Below are 16,167 nucleotides of genomic sequence, written 5' to 3'. Positions count from 1 at the left end.
CCGCGGCCGTTGCGGAGGTAATCCAGAAAGATGCGCCCACAACGAGCCGACGGCGCAGCCGACAAAAGATAGCGATCGGGGTGCTTGCTGACCAGTTGCTGTGCCAGCTTTCGGGCATACTGCCGGGCGTCGTCGTGGGTGATCACGGCCTGCAGAGGCGCCATCACATGCAGGCCCTTGCCGCCGGTCACCTTCGGCCAGCTATCGAGTCCTTCCGAACGCAGCATGTCCCGGACCTTCAGGGCCGTTTCGACGATCATCTCCCATTCGATGCCTTCGCCAGGATCCAGGTCGATGACAACCCGGTCGGCATGCTCGATATCATCGACGGTGGTGTTCCAGGGATGCAACTCGACAGCGCCTATTTCCACCAAGCCAAGCAGCCCATCAAGATCATCGACCCACAGCCTCACGCCTTCTCCACCCTCGCGCTTCTGAACACGCAGTTGGTGCACGGTATCCGGAATGTCGGGCAATCTGCCCTTGTGATAGAAGGTGATCCCGTGAGAGTGGCGAACCAGCTTGAGCGGCCGCCGGCCGAGATGGACGAGCGCCTTCTTCGCCACCTTCTTCCAATATCGGATCAGCTCGTCTTTCGATGGCACCATGGCGTCGGGCAGCAGTTGTAGAATGTTCTCGCGCGGGACGCCGGAACTTTCATTGGACGGCGGCTTCTTGCAGACCAATGACGCGCCGGCCGGCGGGCTCAGATCCTCGCGCAGGCCCTTGAACACCGCTTCGCGCAGCAGCCCGTCATCGGTGGTGCCGCTATACTGGATTTCGGCCTCAACGGCCGGCTGCACCCACGTCGCCTTGGGCTTGTCTATCGGCTCGGCGAGCGGAGATTTGTCGACGATTAGCGGGTCCAAGCGCTCGCGCACTTCGCGTGCATCGGTAAGGCTATAGCCGCTCTTCGCCTTGCCGGCGTAGTGGACGCGATTGCCATCTCTGCGGCCGAGATAAAGCGAGGCGATCCTGCGCGGCCTGGCACCCAGCTTCTCGACGAAGGCGACGATCGGAAAATTGTCGCTCTTGATGCATTTGAGCTTGAGCCAACTGTCTTGCCGACCGGAGCGATAAGGCGAATCTGCACGCTTCGAAACAATCCCCTCAAGGCCCATTTCGCAAGCGTGCTCAAACACAGTCGGGCCGTCGCCTTCCAGATGATCAACGTAGATCAGGGCCGGCGGTGCGCCTTTCAGGAGACGTTGCAGGGTCCTTTTGCGCTCAAGCAACGGAACGTCCCGCAGGTCATTGCCGTCGAGGTGGAGGAGATCGAATGCGTGGAAGATAAGGTTCGTCGATTCAGCCTTGCCAAGTTCGCGACGTAGCGCCTGGAAATCAGGACGTCCTGTGGTGCCAAACACTGTCGCTTCGCCATCAACGATGGCCCGCTCCGTGGTCTTTAACTGGGCCGCAGCCCGGACGATCGGCCCATATCGGTCGGTCCAGTCGTAGCCGTTTCGCGTGAAGGCCTGCACCCTACCCTCTTGGATGATCAGCTGCGTACGGTATCCATCGTATTTGATTTCGTGGGTCCACCCGCGGCCCTTGGGCGGCTTGTCGACCAACGTTGGCATTTGGAACTCAATGAACGATAGCCGGCCAAGGCCAAGCTCGGTTAGCATCCACGCGCACTCCAAACGCTGCGATTTGAATCAATATCGCTGGTTCGAATCGGTTCCGAAACAAATTGCGGATTCAGGCTGGCGTCGGCATTTTCTCTAAGTTGGCAATCCTTTCACGACCGCAACAACCGCCCCGGGCCGCCACGATCAGCGAGTTCACTTCGGAGGCCGGCGAACCAGCCTGGCAGCGACCGCCCGTCACGGCGAACTAGTGACGCCACTAAGCCACTAAACTGCTCTCTCAGGAGCTCAGATCCGCAAGCGTCTCAGATGAGCTAAATCGCACAATTCTCCTGGCTCCTAGTAACCGATGGGAGGCAGAATGGGGCGAACGCAGGCCCAAGATAGCGGCGGACCAGCAAACAATCCAGAAGCCGCGGGCTGTAAAAAGCGCAACGAAAGCTGCTTGCCCGCGTTGCCATTGATCCGAAGCTCCACCAGGAGGACCACATGGGCGACGACAAGAGCACACGCGACCGAGCCCGCCTGGGATCCAGCCAAGACTTCGACGTGGAGCATTTCGCGCAGCAGAATGGTATTGCCGTGGACCAGGTTCCCGACCTGATCCGGGCCAATGACAACGATCGCACGGGGGTTGCGGAAGCCATCAAGGCCCTCCGGCGGTCGGCCGGCCGGAGCCGGTTGGACGGCAGGGGAGATCCGCCAGGAAAGAGCACGGATGCATCTCGGCGAAGCGAAAACTGACTGCCGAACCAGGTGATTGTCACTTATGAGCGGATGAGACCGGCCGTCAAATCTCAGTCGTTGCTGCGCGCTTGTTGATCTGACTTTAGCAACCTTCCGCCCGTAGGGATCGCACCATTCGCACCACGATCGGATCGTACGGGATTTTTTCGGATCTGCTGTAGTTCATCGTAAAGAGCGCCGCACGGTCATTGCAGATCGCAATGACGCGTACATAGCGGATTTGCCCGTCCCTGAGGCCGGAATAACTGGCCCAAGTCGGCTTAACGCGCCGATAGGTCACTTTCCAGCCCGCCTTTTCGTCCTCGACAATTCGATGCTCTATCTCGGCGCGGAAACTGGCCTTTCCGAGTCTTGCGCCCCAAACAGCAAGAAAGGCCCCGTTTTTGCCCTGAAAAGCTGCCCCCTGGTCGGAACGCTGAGTCAGAACAAAGCCAGGGGGCACATCGAATACAAAGCCAAACTGCTTCACGCCGAAGGGCTGCCACTCTTGCGCATAAAGAAGCATGGTGGAAAATAACAACGAGACGAAGCTAAGCAGCAAACGGCTCATGGAGTTTAATTAGGATCGAGTAATATACCGGTCCATACCCTGCCGGGTCCCGGTCGCAGATTTTTTTGCCAAGGCGACTTAGCATCGGCAACCTGTGCAGTCGTAGACACGGGCGGCGCCGCACGACAGGCAGCTTAACGCCGATCTGCTCCAAACTCATACTCGGCCATCACCTTGGCCATTTGCGATGAGCCGCCGTTAATGAGCTGCGGCTGGCCCAGCCAGACGCCGCCGCATGCATCGACGGCAAGATTTTCTGCCTTGGCCGGTGACCCATGGCTTATGTGTCCTCGCGTCCAAGCCTTTGCCGACTGGACCAATGCGACCTGGGCCGATTAACCACCGAAGGGACCTCTCGGATCCGAAATGATGGTTGATCTGTTGAACATTGAGCTGGCTGAGGCCAGGCAGCGCGTTAAACGAGCGGAGCTGTCTCTCCAGCGTGCAAAAGAAATGCTGAACAAAAACTGCGGCGTCGGCATTAATATCGGGCTGTGCGGCAGGATTAGGTCTGCACAACGGCGAGTGGGCGAGGCCAGAGCACGTCTGGTCAAGATAGATCCACCCGGCGCGGGTGGCAGTCGAATAGGCTAAATTATTCTGCCGCAGGCGGGGCGCCGTCACAACTGATCAAAGCAGCCGCAGGCGGGGCGCCGTCACAACTGATCAAAGCAGCCACAAATCTGCCTCAAGGAGAAGCTCGTCCCTACTGCCAATACATCGGGGAATGCAGGGGACGCGACCGGGGCGACCAGCTTAGAAACGGCTCCGCGATTCGTCACCTCGTTGACAAGCTTGCGGTGATGTGAACAGGATTATACAGGCTCATTGAACAGGTACTTATATGAAGCGGCGTTCGGTTCAACTGTCTCCCGGCACGGGCAAGCCAGAACAGATTGCCACCGTCCTCGAACATGAAATCCGCTCCGGTGTTCTCGGCTTCGGCGACCGGCTGCAAAGCGAGAACGAGCTCGTCCAGCGTTTCTCCGTCAGCCGTAACACCGTTCGCAAGGGTCTCGAGGAACTGTCCAGCCGCGGGCTGATCACCACCAAGGTCGGCATCGGCTCTTTCGTCACCTTCGATGGCAAGCCCGTTGATGACTCAATCGGTTGGTCGCGGGCGCTGGCCAACGCCGGCGCCAATGCCGAGACGCGCACGCTGCGGCTCGAGGTGATCGAGGACCCCGATCTTGCCGCGCTGCTTGGTATAGAAAACCCCTTCTTCATCGCTGTCGATCGGGTGCGAACCAATGCCAGCGACGGCCACGCTATCTCAATCGAGCGCAGCCGACTGCCATTGTCGCCCGAACTGGAGGACGTGCCGTTGCGCGGCCTGCGCGAAGGCTCCCTGCACCAGACGCTTCGCGGCGCCGGCCTCATTCCCGACCATGGCGAGGAATGGGTCGGGATCGAAATGCTCAACCCTGAGGACGCTGCAATCCTCGGCTGCCCGCAAGGCACGCCATTCCTGCGCGGTCGTCGGCTAACCCGCGCCGCCGATGACCGGCCGATCGAATATGTGACCAGCCTGCTCAACCCGGCGCATTTTGCGCTGCACATGAGGTTCTGAGAGATGCCCGACGACACCCGGGACACGACCGATCGGGCTATGGGAGCGCTTGTCGGCGGGGCACTGGGAGATGCGCTGGGCATGCCGACGCAGCTTTTGTCGCCGGCGCGGATTGCCGAACTCTACGGCCATGTCGAAGGCTTCATTACTCCTTTCGCCGACCATCCGGTGTCGAAGGGGCTCCCGGCCGGAACGATCACCGACGACACCGAACAGGCGCTTCTGCTTGGCCGTATCTTGGTCGAATCCGGTAACCGGTTCGACCATGCGCGGTGGGTCAACGCGTTGCTCGACTGGGAGCTCCACGTCAAGGCGCGCGGCAGCTACGACCTGCTGGGACCATCGACCAAACGCGCCATCGACGCCATCAACAATGGTATGCCTGCCGAGGAAGCGGGGCGCAGCGGCGACACAAATGGTGCGGCGATGCGCATCGCACCAGTCGGCATCATGATGCCGCCGGAGCCGCTGGAAGCGCTGGTTGCCAAAGTGGCCGAAACCTGCATGGCGACGCACAACACGTCGATCGCAATCGCTTCGGCCGCAGCGGTCGCTGCCGCCATCAGCCGCGGCGTCGCTGGCGGTGACTGGCGTGCCGCTTCCGACAACGCCATCACGGCAGCGAGACGAGGGGCGACGCTCGGCCATTGGGCGACCGGCGGTGACATTGCTGCGCGCATTGCTTGGGCGCAGGAGCTTGTGCGCGGCAAGGCGACGAAGGACGCGATTCGGCTGATCATCGATCTGGTCGGCACCGGCGTCGCCAGCCAGGAGTCCGTTCCGGCCGCATTCGCAGTGCTGGAGGTCGCCGGTGGGGATCCCTGGCAAGCGGCAGTCATCAGTGCCAATCTCGGTGGCGACACCGACACGATCGGCGCCATCGCAGCCGCCATGGCCGGTGCCTGTACCGGCTTTTCCCGATTGCCTCAGAACCGCATTGCAAACCTCAAGGGCATCGACATGACGGGGGTTAGCGCGCTCGCCGCCGACCTTGTGAAGGCGCGGATATCAAAGGGCCTTGTGGACAAGACCAGTGGCGGCAAGGATGCGACGGCATGAGCGGGCGTCTCGTCCATGTCGGCAGCGCGGTGGTCGACTATGTCTACCGTGTCGATGCCTTACCGGCACCGGGCACAGAGAAGACCGCGTCGAGCTACGCGCGAGTCGCCGGCGGCGGCTTCAACATGATGGTCGCAGCCAGCCGCACCGGCATGGAGGTGCTGTTCGGCGGCCAGCTCGGCAGCGGACCCAATGGCGACTTCCTGCGCAACGCCTTCAACGCCGAGGGTATCGATACTGTAACCCCGCCCTCGCCCATGATGGACAGCGGCAATTGCGTAGTCATGATCTCGAGCGATGCCGAACGCACTTTCGTGTCTTGGCCGGGTGCTGAAAGCGTGCTCAGCGTCGACATGCTGGCGCCCGTGGTGGTCGCTGCAGACGACTGGGTGTTCACGTCAGGCTATACGCTGAGCTATCCCAAGAGCCGCGACGCGCTCACCGACTGGATCGAGGCGCTTCCGGCCGACACACCGCTTGTCCTCGACCCGACACCTGTCATCACCGACATTCCCCACCCTATCCTGTCGCGGATACTCGCCCGTACTACCTGGTTGAGCTGCAACACGACGGAAGCGGCCGCGATTGCCGGTCCGGGCGCCGTCGAGACACTCGCGTCACGGCTGCTAAGCGACCACTCCCCTAAGGCCGTTGGCGTCGTCATTCGTGCTGGCGCGAAAGGCTGCCATGTGCGGCTGGCCGACGGCTCGGCGCAAACGATTGCCGGCTTCGAGGTCGCCGCCCTCGACACCAATGGCGCCGGCGACACCCATATCGGCGCTTTCATCAGTGCGCTGGCGCGCGGCATGCCGCCTTTTGCGGCAGCGCACTACGCCAATGCGGCGGCGGCCATTTCCGTCACCCGCCACGGTGGTTCATCAGCGCCGACCGACTACGAGATCCAGACATTCCTAAGCCATGCCGGCGGTCCCCAGATGGGCCTCCATGGCCGGAAGCAAGAGGCCAAACGCCCGACAGCCTGACAAAGCCCGGGAAGCGGGCAAACACAGAGAGGAACGAACATGCGCATACCCGACTTTACCGCCCTAGTGACGGCGGCCGCCGTCTTCACCTCCGCACTCGCATTTGCCGCCAAGGCCGACGAGGTGCACGTACTCAACTGGAAGGGCTACGGCACCGACGAGCCGTGGGCCATCGAGGCCTTCGAGAAGGCGACCGGCAACAAGGTCGTCAACGACTTCTTCAATTCCGAACAGGAAATGCTGACCAAGCTCAGGACCAATCCCGGCCTCTACGACGTCGTTATGATCAACGCCGCCTTCAACGACCAGGCAATGGCGGAAAAGCTGATCCAGCCGATCGACACATCCAAGCTGCCGAACTATGCCGATATCAGCAAGGACAAGGCGAGTTCGCCGATGCTTGTCCATAACGGCAAGGTCTATGGGGTACCGTGGGTCTGGGGACTGACGGCGCTCGCCATCAACGACAAGTCCTTCGACAAGCCGCCAACGAGCATCGCCGAAATGTGGGATCCCGCCCACAAGGGCCGCGTCACCATCCGTGACGATGCCGTCGAGGCGGTGCAGTTCGGCGCCATTGCCACCGGCCAGAACATCAACGATGTCAAGGACATGGAGGCGGTCAAGGCGAAACTCACCTCGCTCATGCCGCAGATCAAGACGTTCTGGAGCTCGGAGAACGACTGGAACCAGATGGTTGCCTCTAACCAGATCGACATCGGCACCTATTGGAGCGGCTCGGCCGACCGCGCCAAGACCCATTTCAAGCTGCCAGTCTCGCTCGTGATCCCGCGGGAGGGCGCTGTCGCCTGGCTCGACGCCTTCTCCATTCCCGTCGGTTCCAAGAATGTCGCCGGCGCCGAGGCCTTCATCAACTACATGGTCGACCCGAAGTTCTATGTCGAATGGGTCACCAAGGTCGGAGCCCCGGTATCTGCCAATACCAAGGCCGTGGAAGCACTTCCCGAGGATGCGTTCAACCGCAAGGTGATGGGTGACCCGGCAGTTGCCAAGCGCATTCAGTTCCAGGCGCCGATCACAGACGCCCAGCGCGAAGCCTATCTGTCGCTCTGGCAGCAGCTCAAGGTCAACGTGAAGTAACAGCAGAAAGCGGGATCAGCCGATCATATATGTCGGCTGATCCTTCCCTGGGAGGATGTCATGGCAGCACAGGTTGCAGCCGCGTCGCGCAGCGGGCTGAGATCGGCCTTGCCGCTACTGGCGCCTGCCTATCTCTGGCTGACGGTTGCGATCTTCTTGCCGCTCTCAGCCATGGTCTTCTTCTCTCTCATGACCGAGCTGCCGTTGTCGGGCAAGCCGTGGGCGTTCACGCTCGAAAACTATACCGCCTTCTTCTCGCAAAGCCTCTATCTGACGCTTCTGCTCGCCTCGCTGCGCCTCGGCCTCGAAGTGACGCTGTGGTGCATCATCGTCGGTTATCCCGCCGCTTATGTGCTAGCCAAGGTGCTGAAAGGCCGTAGCCGCGAAGCGATTTTCCTGCTCGTCATCCTGCCGTTCTGGTCAAATGGGCTTGTGCGCATCTTCTCCTGGGCGATGGTGCTGCGCGAAGGGGGCATTCTCGATACCGCGCTCAACGCCGTGCTGCCGTTCAAGATCAATATCGACCTGATGTATTCCTATCCGGCTGTCATCATCGGGCTAGTGCACTCCTACGTTCCTTACATGGTGCTGACCTGCTACCTGACCCTACAGGCCATCGACGACTCGCTGATCGAGGCCGGGCGCTCGCTCGGCGCATCGCGGCTGCAGATGCTGAAGCGGGTCATCATTCCGCTGTCGATGCCGGGGCTGGTGGCTGGCGCGGCCCTCATCTTCGTCCCGGTCGTTGGCTCGTTCATGGAGCCGCGCATACTTGGCGGCCGTACCGGCACCTTTTACGGCACTGTCATCGAGGACCAGTTCGTCGCCGTGTTCAATTGGCCGCTGGGTGCTGCGCTCTCCTTTATCCTGCTGGCCGTCGTGCTGGTCATCCTGGCGGTTGCCTCGCCGGTGCTGAGGAGGGCTATGTGATGGCGACGACACGGGTCCTCGAATGGCTCGGCCGCCTCTACATCTGGCTATTGCTCGCCTTCCTCTATGTGCCCATCATCATCATGGCGCTGATGTCTTTCAACGTTTCGCCCTTCTATCAGCTGCCGTTCGAATGGACGACGGAATGGTATGCCTCGCTGTGGCAGAACGACCAGCTCATCTCAGCCACCTGGAACAGCCTCGAGATCGCGGTCATCACCACCATCATTTGCGTGGTGCTTGGCTCCGCGGCGTCACTGGCGCTCTACCGCTATGAGTTTCGCGGCAAAAAATTCCTGCAGGCGCTGCTGTTTCCGCCAATCGCCATTCCGTGGCTGATTACCGGCACGGCGATGCTGATCTTCTTCTTCGGCGTCGGCATCGGGCGCGGTCTGTTCGCCATCCTGCTCGGCCACGTCGCGCTTGCACTGCCCTATGTCATCGTCGTCGTATCGGCCCGGCTGCAGACCTTCGCGCCCGAGTTGGAAGAGGCGGCGCGCTCGCTCGGCGCCAATCAATGGCAGGTGACGAACCGCGTCACGCTGCCCTGGATCATGCCGGGTGTCATTGCCGGAGGGCTGTTCGCTTTCGCCGTGTCCTTCGACCAGTTCGTCGTATCCTACTTTCTGTCGACGCCCGGCCAAACGACGCTGCCGGTCGAAATCTACGCCGCGATCCGTAAGGGATTCACACCTGAGATCAATGCGGTCTCGACGATCATCATTGTCGTGTCGATGGCATTGATGCTGCTCACGGCGCGTTTCTTCAAATTCGGCGGAGAGAAATAATGGCGGGCGTGCAGGTATCGAATGTGTCGCGCAGTTTTGGCGCGCACAAGGCGCTGGACGATGTCTCCATCGATTTTGCCGACGGCGGCTTCTACGCCCTGCTCGGTCCCTCCGGCAGCGGCAAGACCACGCTGCTGCGCCAGATCGCCGGCTTCGACTTTCCCGACTCTGGCCGCATTGCGATCGGAGGCGAGAGCGTCGAGCGGGTGCCGGTCGAAAAACGGCGCATCGGCATGGTGTTCCAGAACTACGCGCTGTTTCCCAATATGAGCGTCGCCGACAATGTCGCCTTCGGCTTGTCCGTGCGCGGCGAGCCCAAGGCAGTGATTGCTGCCGAGGTGCAGGGGGCGCTCGACCTCGTGCAACTCGGCAAGCTCGGTGGTCGCCGGCCACACCAGCTCTCCGGCGGCCAGCGCCAACGGGTGGCGCTCGCTCGCGCCATCATCACCAAGCCGCGTGTACTTCTGCTCGACGAGCCGCTCGGCGCTCTCGACAAAGCGCTGCGCGTCGGAATGCAGCTCGAGCTCAAGCGCATCCAACGCGAGATCGGCATTACCACAATCTTCGTCACCCACGACCAGGAAGAAGCGCTGACGATGAGCGACCGCGTCGGCATTCTGCGAGACGGCAAGCTGGTGCAGGAAGGCCCGCCCGAGGAGATCTACAATCGGCCGAAGAGCGAGTTCGCCGCCACCTTCCTCGGCGATGCCAACATTTTTCGTGGCGAGAGCACAGGCAACGGCATCCGGCTGCCGGACGGCACAGCGATTTTCGCTGGATCTGGCGCCAACCTTGCCCCTGGCGCAAAGGCCAGTTGCGCCGTACGGCCCGAACGCATCCGCATCTTCACTGATGATGCCGAGGCTACGGATGCGGCCAATGCGAATGTGCTGCGAGGCCAGGTGTCGAAGCGCATCTTCGCCGGAAATAGCAGCACCTACTTTGTCGAGCGTGCTGGCCAGACGCTCAAGGTGATTGTGCTGAACACCGGTGCCGTCAGGCTGCCGGAAGGTCAGGATGTCGTGCTGCGTTGGTCGCCGGAAAGCACGGTCTCGATCGTGTCGGGGTAGTAGGCCAAAGATGCACCACTGACCGACTCAGATGGGGAGTGTGGATGGCATGGCGTTTGTGATGGCAAAAAGATTGCAGCATTCCTGGTTGAGGTCGGCGCCTCAATTTCCCTGAGCGACAGGATCGGTCGGTGTATTTGGATGGTGTCAATCCGGCGCCCTCTTCTCTCCCGGATCGTGCATGGTACCCCGAAAACCGTTCTGCATTGCTCCCAACGGCCTGACGATCCTGCGCAGCATTGGGCCAGACCGCTAGCGCCTCTGCGCTAGGTAATTTCCCGGAGGGACATAACCGAATTTCGCGGCCTGCGGAATCGCGCGATTGCCGTGTCACGGACCAACCGGGAAAACAGCCATGCACGCCCAATCCACCTCCAGAATTTCGCTGCCGTCACACTCTTTGCAGTCGAGCCTGCCTGCAGCATTCGATCCGACACCGCTACAGCCGGTCAGCTTCTTTCCCTCCGGTTCGGAAATCTATGCCCAAGGTGAAAAAGCCGGAGCCTTCTATCAGGTCGAGTTGGGCGGCGTCCGTATTTACCGCCTGCTTGCGGACGGCCGCAGGCAGATAAGCGCCTTCCATCTGGCTGGAGAGACATTCGGCTCGAAGCCGACACCACCCATCATTTCTTCGCCGAAGCCATCAATGCCACGGGTGTGCGCGTCTTTTGCTTTGCCACTGGTGCAAAATATCGGCCGGTGGCGGAATTGTTACTTTGTCGACTTCAGCAATGTGTTAGAATCGTTTTTCGGAAAAAGTGGCCTTGTGGCATCAATTTTCATGGAATAGGATCATTTTTCAGAGTTTTGCGGAACTGACCAAAATTCGATAGAAGGCTTCGCTTTTCATGCCTGCGGCGCAACAGCACCAATTTTCAGGTCCTGTTACTGTTTTTCAGGAAATCCGCCTTCCTGAAAGGGCCACCCCGGCCGGGTACAGCGCCCTGATAGGAGCCTACAGGCTCGCCGTGCCCTTGCCCCGCACGTTGTTCGCTACTGGCGAGCATCATCGCATTACCGAACGGGATGGCTGGCGGATCATGACTCCCCGCCATGCCCCAAATCCTACCCTCGAAGGTCACCTGACCTTCGCGCTCAAGTACGAGGGACTGGACCTTGCCGTCCTCAAGCGGCTGTTCCAAGTGACCGGTCCCGCGCCGATCGAGGCGCTGGTCCGTGAAAGTCGGACCGGCAGTTATGCCCGCCGCATCTGGTTTTTATATGAATGGCTGAGGGGCGCGCGCATCGATCTGCCGGACGCGGATGCCGGACGATACGTTCCGGTTGTCGATCCTGAGCTGCAGTGGCCCGGACGCGAGAAGACCGCTTCGCGCTACCGTGTAAGGGACAATCTCCCCGGCACGCGTGAGTTCTGCCCTCTGGTGTTCCGCACCAAGATTCTCGAAAAATTCATCGGCCTTGAACTATCGAGGCGCGCGGAGGCAATCGTAGCGGACGTGCCGCGCGACGTCCTTGCTCGGACCGCCGCCTTTCTTTTGCTCAAAGACTCGCGATCAAGTTACGCGATCGAGGGCGAGCGGCCGCCGCAAGATCGCATCCAACGCTGGGGCCGCGCGATCGGCGAAGCCGGCCGCCGGCCAATAGATCGCGATGAGCTGCTGCGTCTGCAAAGAATTGTACTCGGCGACGCCCGTTTCGTCAGACTGGGCTTCCAAAAAGAAGGAGGATTCGTCGGTGGGCATGACCGAGACAACCGCATGCCCCTGCCCGATCATATCAGCGCTCGGCCCGAGGACCTGCCGCAGCTAATTGATGGAATGGTGGCCTTCGATCAAGGCGCGGCGCAAAACCTTGATGCAGTTATAGCCGCCGCAATTCTCGCCTTCGGCTTTGTCTACATCCACCCGTTCGAGGACGGAAACGGCCGCATTCACCGCTACCTAATCCACCACGTTCTTGCCATGCACGGTTTCAATCCGCCGGGAGTGGTCTTTCCCGTCTCAGCGGCGATCCAGGACAAGATCAACGAGTACAGGGGCGTGCTCGAGAGCTATTCGCAACGCCTTCTGCCGTTGGTTGAATGGGAACCGACGCCCGAATTCAACGTCCGGGTTCTGAATGACACCGGTGATTTCTACCGTTTCTTCGATGCAACCCCACACGCCGAATTCCTCTATGCCTGCGTTCAGCGGACGATCGAACGGGACCTTCCGGAGGAAACCGCTTTTTTGCAGCGCTATGACCAATTTCGGCGGCAGGTGGACGCCTCTATCGACATGCCCGAGCGGCTGACGGACCTGCTCTTCCGTTTCCTTCACCAGAATGGTGGCCATCTGTCCAATCGCGCATGCGAAAAGGAATTCGCCGCGCTGACCAATGAGGAGGCAGGGAGAATCGAGGCCATCTACGCGCAAACCTTTGGTGGCAAGTGAAGGCGTAACCTTCACAAGGATCTTCAGGCCAACGGTTGCGATCCTTATCCCGGCCTTCGTCACCAACTCTTGGTTTGTCGAGTTTTTTCCGCACCGTCTGACCGACCGCCGATCACGGCCTCGGCCCAAATGCGCTTGACAAATCGACGCCGGCCCGTTCAACCTGAGGCATTCACCAGGGGGGTCCCGGCAAGGGGCTGAGATACTGCTGGCTTTCGCGGCGCAGTGACCCGTTGAACCTGATCCAGTTCATACTGGCGTAGGGACGGTGCAAGCGCTTTGCGGGAGTTTACGCCCCAGGTCCTGTTTCGGCAGGTCAACCAAAGCGTCTTTTCATCCTTCCGGCACAGAACTGGGTCTCCAATGCATGAGCAAAGGAGCCTCAAGATGAATGCCCTCACCCCAGCCGTCTCAACGGGACCGCTGCCTGCCTCACGGAAAATCCACAAGCGCGGCACCATCCACCCACAGATCAGGGTGCCGATGCGCGAAATCTCCGTCCATCCGACGGCCGGCGAGCCGCCCGTCACCGTCTACGATCCGTCCGGCCCTTATACCGACCCGGCTGTCGAAACCAGCATCGAAAAAGGCCTAGCCCGACTTCGCCACGAATGGATTTTGGCGCGCGGTGATGTCGAGGCCTGTGACGGGCGCCATGTCCGGCCGGAGGACAACGGGTTCGCTACGGGCGAACGCCTGACGCCAGAATTTCCCATTCGCAACCGGCCACTCAGGGCCAGGGTCGGCAAGGCGGTGACACAGCTTGCCTATGCGCGCGCCGGCATCATCACGCCCGAAATGGAGTTCGTCGCCATCCGCGAGAACCTTGGTCGAGAGATCCTGCATGGCAAGCTTGAGCGTGACGGCGAGGCTTTCGGCGCGACGCTGCCCGATTTCGTGACGCCGGAATTCGTCCGAGAGGAGGTGGCGCGCGGACGCGCAATCATTCCCGCCAACATCAACCATCCCGAGAGCGAACCGATGATCATCGGTCGCAATTTCCTGGTCAAGATCAACGCCAATATCGGTAACTCCGCCGTCACCTCGTCCATGGCCGAAGAGGTCGAAAAGATGGTGTGGGCGATCCGCTGGGGCGCCGATACGGTGATGGACCTGTCGACCGGCCGCAACATCCACAACATCCGCGACTGGATCGTGCGCAACTCGCCGGTGCCGATCGGCACGGTGCCGCTCTACCAGGCGCTCGAGAAGGTTGGCGGCATTGCCGAGGATCTGACCTGGGAGGTCTACCGCGACACGCTGATCGAGCAGGCCGAACAGGGCGTCGACTATTTCACCATCCATGCGGGCGTGCGGCTGCACTACATCCCGCTGACCGTTGACCGGGTCACGGGCATCGTCTCGCGCGGTGGCTCGATCATGGCCAGATGGTGCCTGCACCATCACCGGGAAAGCTTCCTCTACGAACATTTCGCCGAGATCTGCGACATTTGCCGCGGCTATGACGTGTCCTTTTCGCTGGGCGACGGCCTTCGTCCCGGCTCGATCGCCGACGCCAATGACGCAGCACAATTCGCCGAACTGGAAACGCTCGGCGAGTTGACAAAGATCGCCTGGGCCAAGGATTGCCAGGTCATGATCGAGGGGCCGGGCCATGTTCCCATGCACAAGATCAAGGAGAACATGGACAAGCAGCTCGAAGTCTGCGGCGAGGCGCCCTTCTATACGCTTGGGCCGCTGACGACCGACATCGCACCGGGCTACGACCACATCACCTCAGGCATCGGCGCGGCGATGATCGGTTGGTTCGGCACCGCCATGCTCTGCTACGTCACGCCCAAGGAGCATCTCGGCCTTCCCGATCGCAACGACGTCAAGATCGGCGTGATCACCTACAAGATAGCTGCCCATGCCGCCGACCTGGCAAAAGGTCATCCGGCGGCGAAAGTCAGGGATGATGCCCTTTCCCGCGCGCGCTTCGAATTCCGCTGGGAGGACCAGTTCAACCTGTCGCTCGATCCCGAAACCGCGCGGTCCTTCCACGATCAGACCTTGCCCAAGGAGGCGCACAAGCTGGCGCATTTCTGCTCGATGTGCGGGCCGAAATTCTGCTCGATGCGTATCTCCCACGACATCCGCGCCGAGGCGCAGAAGGAGGGCATGGCGGCGATGGCGGCGAAATACCGCGAGGGCGGCGATCTCTACATACCGGCTGACGAGACCCGCGCACCGGCCATGCCACAGGCGCGTGCGCCATCATGAGGGTGCTGGTCAAAGGGGCCGGCGTTGCCGGCCTCACCGCCGCCTTCGAGCTCGCCGCACGCGGCGCGGCGACCACCGTTGCCGAGACAAGGCCTGCCATCGAGGGCAATGCGTCGTGGTTCGCCGGTGGTATGCTCGCGCCATGGTGCGAGCGTGAAAGCGCCGAGCAGCCGGTGCTGGATCTCGGACGCGATGCTGCCGACTGGTGGGATGCGGTGCTACCGGGTCAGGTGATACGTGCCGGAACGTTGGTCGTGGCCGCGCTGCGTGATACTGGCGAGCTCGACCGGTTCGCCAGCCGCACGTCGGGATATCGGCGGGTCGCCGAAGACGAAATTTCACTCCTGGAACCCGACCTCGCCGGCCGCTTCTGGCGCGGATTGCTCTTCCCCGATGAGGCTCATCTCGACCCGCGCCAGGCGATGGTAGCACTTCACGACAAGCTCGCGGCCATGGGCGTCGAATTCCGCTTCGGCGCCGACGCCCAGCCTGTTTCCGGTTTCGATCGTCAGATCGACTGCACTGGAATCGCAGCAGCCGATGACAGGCTGCGCGGCGTTCGCGGCGAAATGCTGATCCTGCGCACGCCTGATCTCTCGCTGTCGCGCCCGGTCAGGCTGCTGCATCCGCGCTTTCCGCTTTATGCGGTGCCGCGTGCCGACACGCAGTTTATGATCGGCGCGACTATGGTTGAAAGCCAGTCCGCCGGACCGGTGACGGCGCGTTCGATGATGGAACTGCTCGGTGCCGCCTATGCCCTCCACCCGGCTTTTGGCGAGGCCGGGATCGTTGAAACAGGTGTCGGCATCCGTCCAGCCTTTCCCGACAATCTGCCGCGCGTGGAGGCACTTGGAACTTCCGTCGCGATCAATGGACTCTATCGCCATGGTTTTCTTCTCGCCCCTGCCATGGCGCGCCAGGCTGCCGACCTCGTTTTCAATCAAGACGCAACCAAGGAACTTGCTCATGAAACTGATGGTCAACGGCGAAGCGCATGAGGTTGCCGCCGCCACGCTGGCCGAACTGCTTGCCGCGCTCGACTATGAGGGCGATTGGCTGGCGACGGCGGTCAACAGCGACCTCGTGCACAAAGCCAAGCGGGCGGAATTCCAGTTGAGCGACGGCGACCGGATCGAAATCCTCTCGCCCATGCAAGGCGGTTAG

General features: G+C 61.2%; 14 protein-coding genes, 1 pseudogene and 1 riboswitch. Of the genes and pseudogenes, 13 read left to right on the top strand and 2 right to left on the bottom strand.

All coding sequences use genetic code 11. The features are described from left to right. Window positions 1-1,628 (bottom strand): DNA ligase D (gene ligD / locus NKH98_RS30560; protein WP_352904030.1); only part of this gene is annotated, 1,628 nt, incomplete at its 3' end. 450 nt (window positions 1,629-2,078) lie between these two features. Here ligD and NKH98_RS30555 point away from each other — a divergent pair. After that, window positions 2,079-2,333: a hypothetical protein gene (locus NKH98_RS30555; protein ID WP_254818584.1), complete on the top strand. Its 255-nt coding sequence runs from the start codon at window positions 2,079-2,081 to the stop codon at window positions 2,331-2,333. Window positions 2,334-2,418: 85 nt separating this feature from the next. On the opposite strand, the gene NKH98_RS30550 is transcribed toward NKH98_RS30555, so the two are convergent. After that, window positions 2,419-2,886, bottom strand: coding sequence for a hypothetical protein (locus tag NKH98_RS30550; protein ID WP_352480617.1), 468 nt, complete (start codon window positions 2,884-2,886; stop codon window positions 2,419-2,421). A gap of 844 nt (window positions 2,887-3,730) precedes the next feature. Here NKH98_RS30550 and NKH98_RS30545 point away from each other — a divergent pair. The 12 genes and pseudogenes from NKH98_RS30545 (at window position 3,731) to thiS (ending at window position 16,167) form a co-directional block, all read left to right on the top strand. Then, window positions 3,731-4,456: a GntR family transcriptional regulator gene (locus NKH98_RS30545; protein WP_352895591.1), complete on the top strand. Its 726-nt coding sequence runs from the start codon at window positions 3,731-3,733 to the stop codon at window positions 4,454-4,456. 3 nt (window positions 4,457-4,459) lie between these two features. Beyond that, window positions 4,460-5,515, top strand: coding sequence for an ADP-ribosylglycohydrolase family protein (locus NKH98_RS30540; RefSeq protein WP_352904029.1), 1,056 nt, complete (start codon window positions 4,460-4,462; stop codon window positions 5,513-5,515). Beyond that, a complete protein-coding gene (locus tag NKH98_RS30535; protein ID WP_352904028.1) occupies window positions 5,512-6,498 on the top strand; it encodes a PfkB family carbohydrate kinase in 987 nt (328 codons plus the stop codon). The genes NKH98_RS30540 and NKH98_RS30535 overlap by 4 nt, the downstream gene beginning before the upstream one ends. A 39-nt stretch (window positions 6,499-6,537) precedes the next feature. After that, on the top strand, window positions 6,538-7,599 hold the full coding sequence (locus NKH98_RS30530; protein ID WP_352904027.1) for an ABC transporter substrate-binding protein: 1,062 nt from the start codon (window positions 6,538-6,540) through the stop codon (window positions 7,597-7,599). A 60-nt stretch (window positions 7,600-7,659) separates the two neighbouring features. After that, entirely contained in the window at window positions 7,660-8,529 is an 870-nt protein-coding gene (locus NKH98_RS30525; protein ID WP_254816071.1) for an ABC transporter permease, read from the top strand. Continuing rightward, window positions 8,529-9,317 carry an ABC transporter permease gene (locus tag NKH98_RS30520; RefSeq protein WP_352452724.1) on the top strand — a complete coding sequence of 263 codons (789 nt, stop codon included), beginning with the start codon at window positions 8,529-8,531 and terminating at the stop codon, window positions 9,315-9,317. The genes NKH98_RS30525 and NKH98_RS30520 overlap by 1 nt, the downstream gene beginning before the upstream one ends. Beyond that, entirely contained in the window at window positions 9,317-10,387 is a 1,071-nt protein-coding gene (locus NKH98_RS30515) for an ABC transporter ATP-binding protein (RefSeq protein WP_352904026.1), read from the top strand. The genes NKH98_RS30520 and NKH98_RS30515 overlap by 1 nt, the downstream gene beginning before the upstream one ends. 355 nt (window positions 10,388-10,742) lie before the next feature. After that, window positions 10,743-11,071: pseudogene (locus tag NKH98_RS30510) on the top strand (cyclic nucleotide-binding domain-containing protein); the annotation flags it as partial. A 164-nt stretch (window positions 11,072-11,235) separates the two neighbouring features. Next, the gene (locus NKH98_RS30505; protein WP_352904025.1) at window positions 11,236-12,780 is read left to right on the top strand and encodes a Fic family protein; all 1,545 of its coding nucleotides are present in this window, start codon (window positions 11,236-11,238) and stop codon (window positions 12,778-12,780) included. A gap of 167 nt (window positions 12,781-12,947) precedes the next feature. Further along, a riboswitch (TPP riboswitch) is annotated at window positions 12,948-13,064 on the top strand. A 103-nt stretch (window positions 13,065-13,167) separates the two neighbouring features. Then, complete coding sequence (gene thiC / locus NKH98_RS30500; protein WP_352904024.1) at window positions 13,168-15,003, top strand: phosphomethylpyrimidine synthase ThiC; 1,836 nt, start codon at window positions 13,168-13,170, stop codon at window positions 15,001-15,003. After that, window positions 15,000-16,001 (top strand): glycine oxidase ThiO, encoded by a 1,002-nt coding sequence (gene thiO / locus NKH98_RS30495; protein WP_352904023.1) that lies wholly within the window; start codon window positions 15,000-15,002, stop codon window positions 15,999-16,001. Before thiC ends, thiO begins: the two co-directional genes overlap by 4 nt. Then, the gene (thiS, locus tag NKH98_RS30490; protein WP_254818579.1) at window positions 15,970-16,167 is read left to right on the top strand and encodes a sulfur carrier protein ThiS; all 198 of its coding nucleotides are present in this window, start codon (window positions 15,970-15,972) and stop codon (window positions 16,165-16,167) included. Before thiO ends, thiS begins: the two co-directional genes overlap by 32 nt.

The sequence above is a fragment of the Mesorhizobium sp. M0833 genome, from assembly GCF_040319905.1.
Lineage (GTDB): Bacteria > Pseudomonadota > Alphaproteobacteria > Rhizobiales > Rhizobiaceae > Mesorhizobium.
The sequence above is the reverse complement of the archived record's forward strand: the minus strand, read 5'-3'. Positions and strand labels throughout refer to the sequence as shown.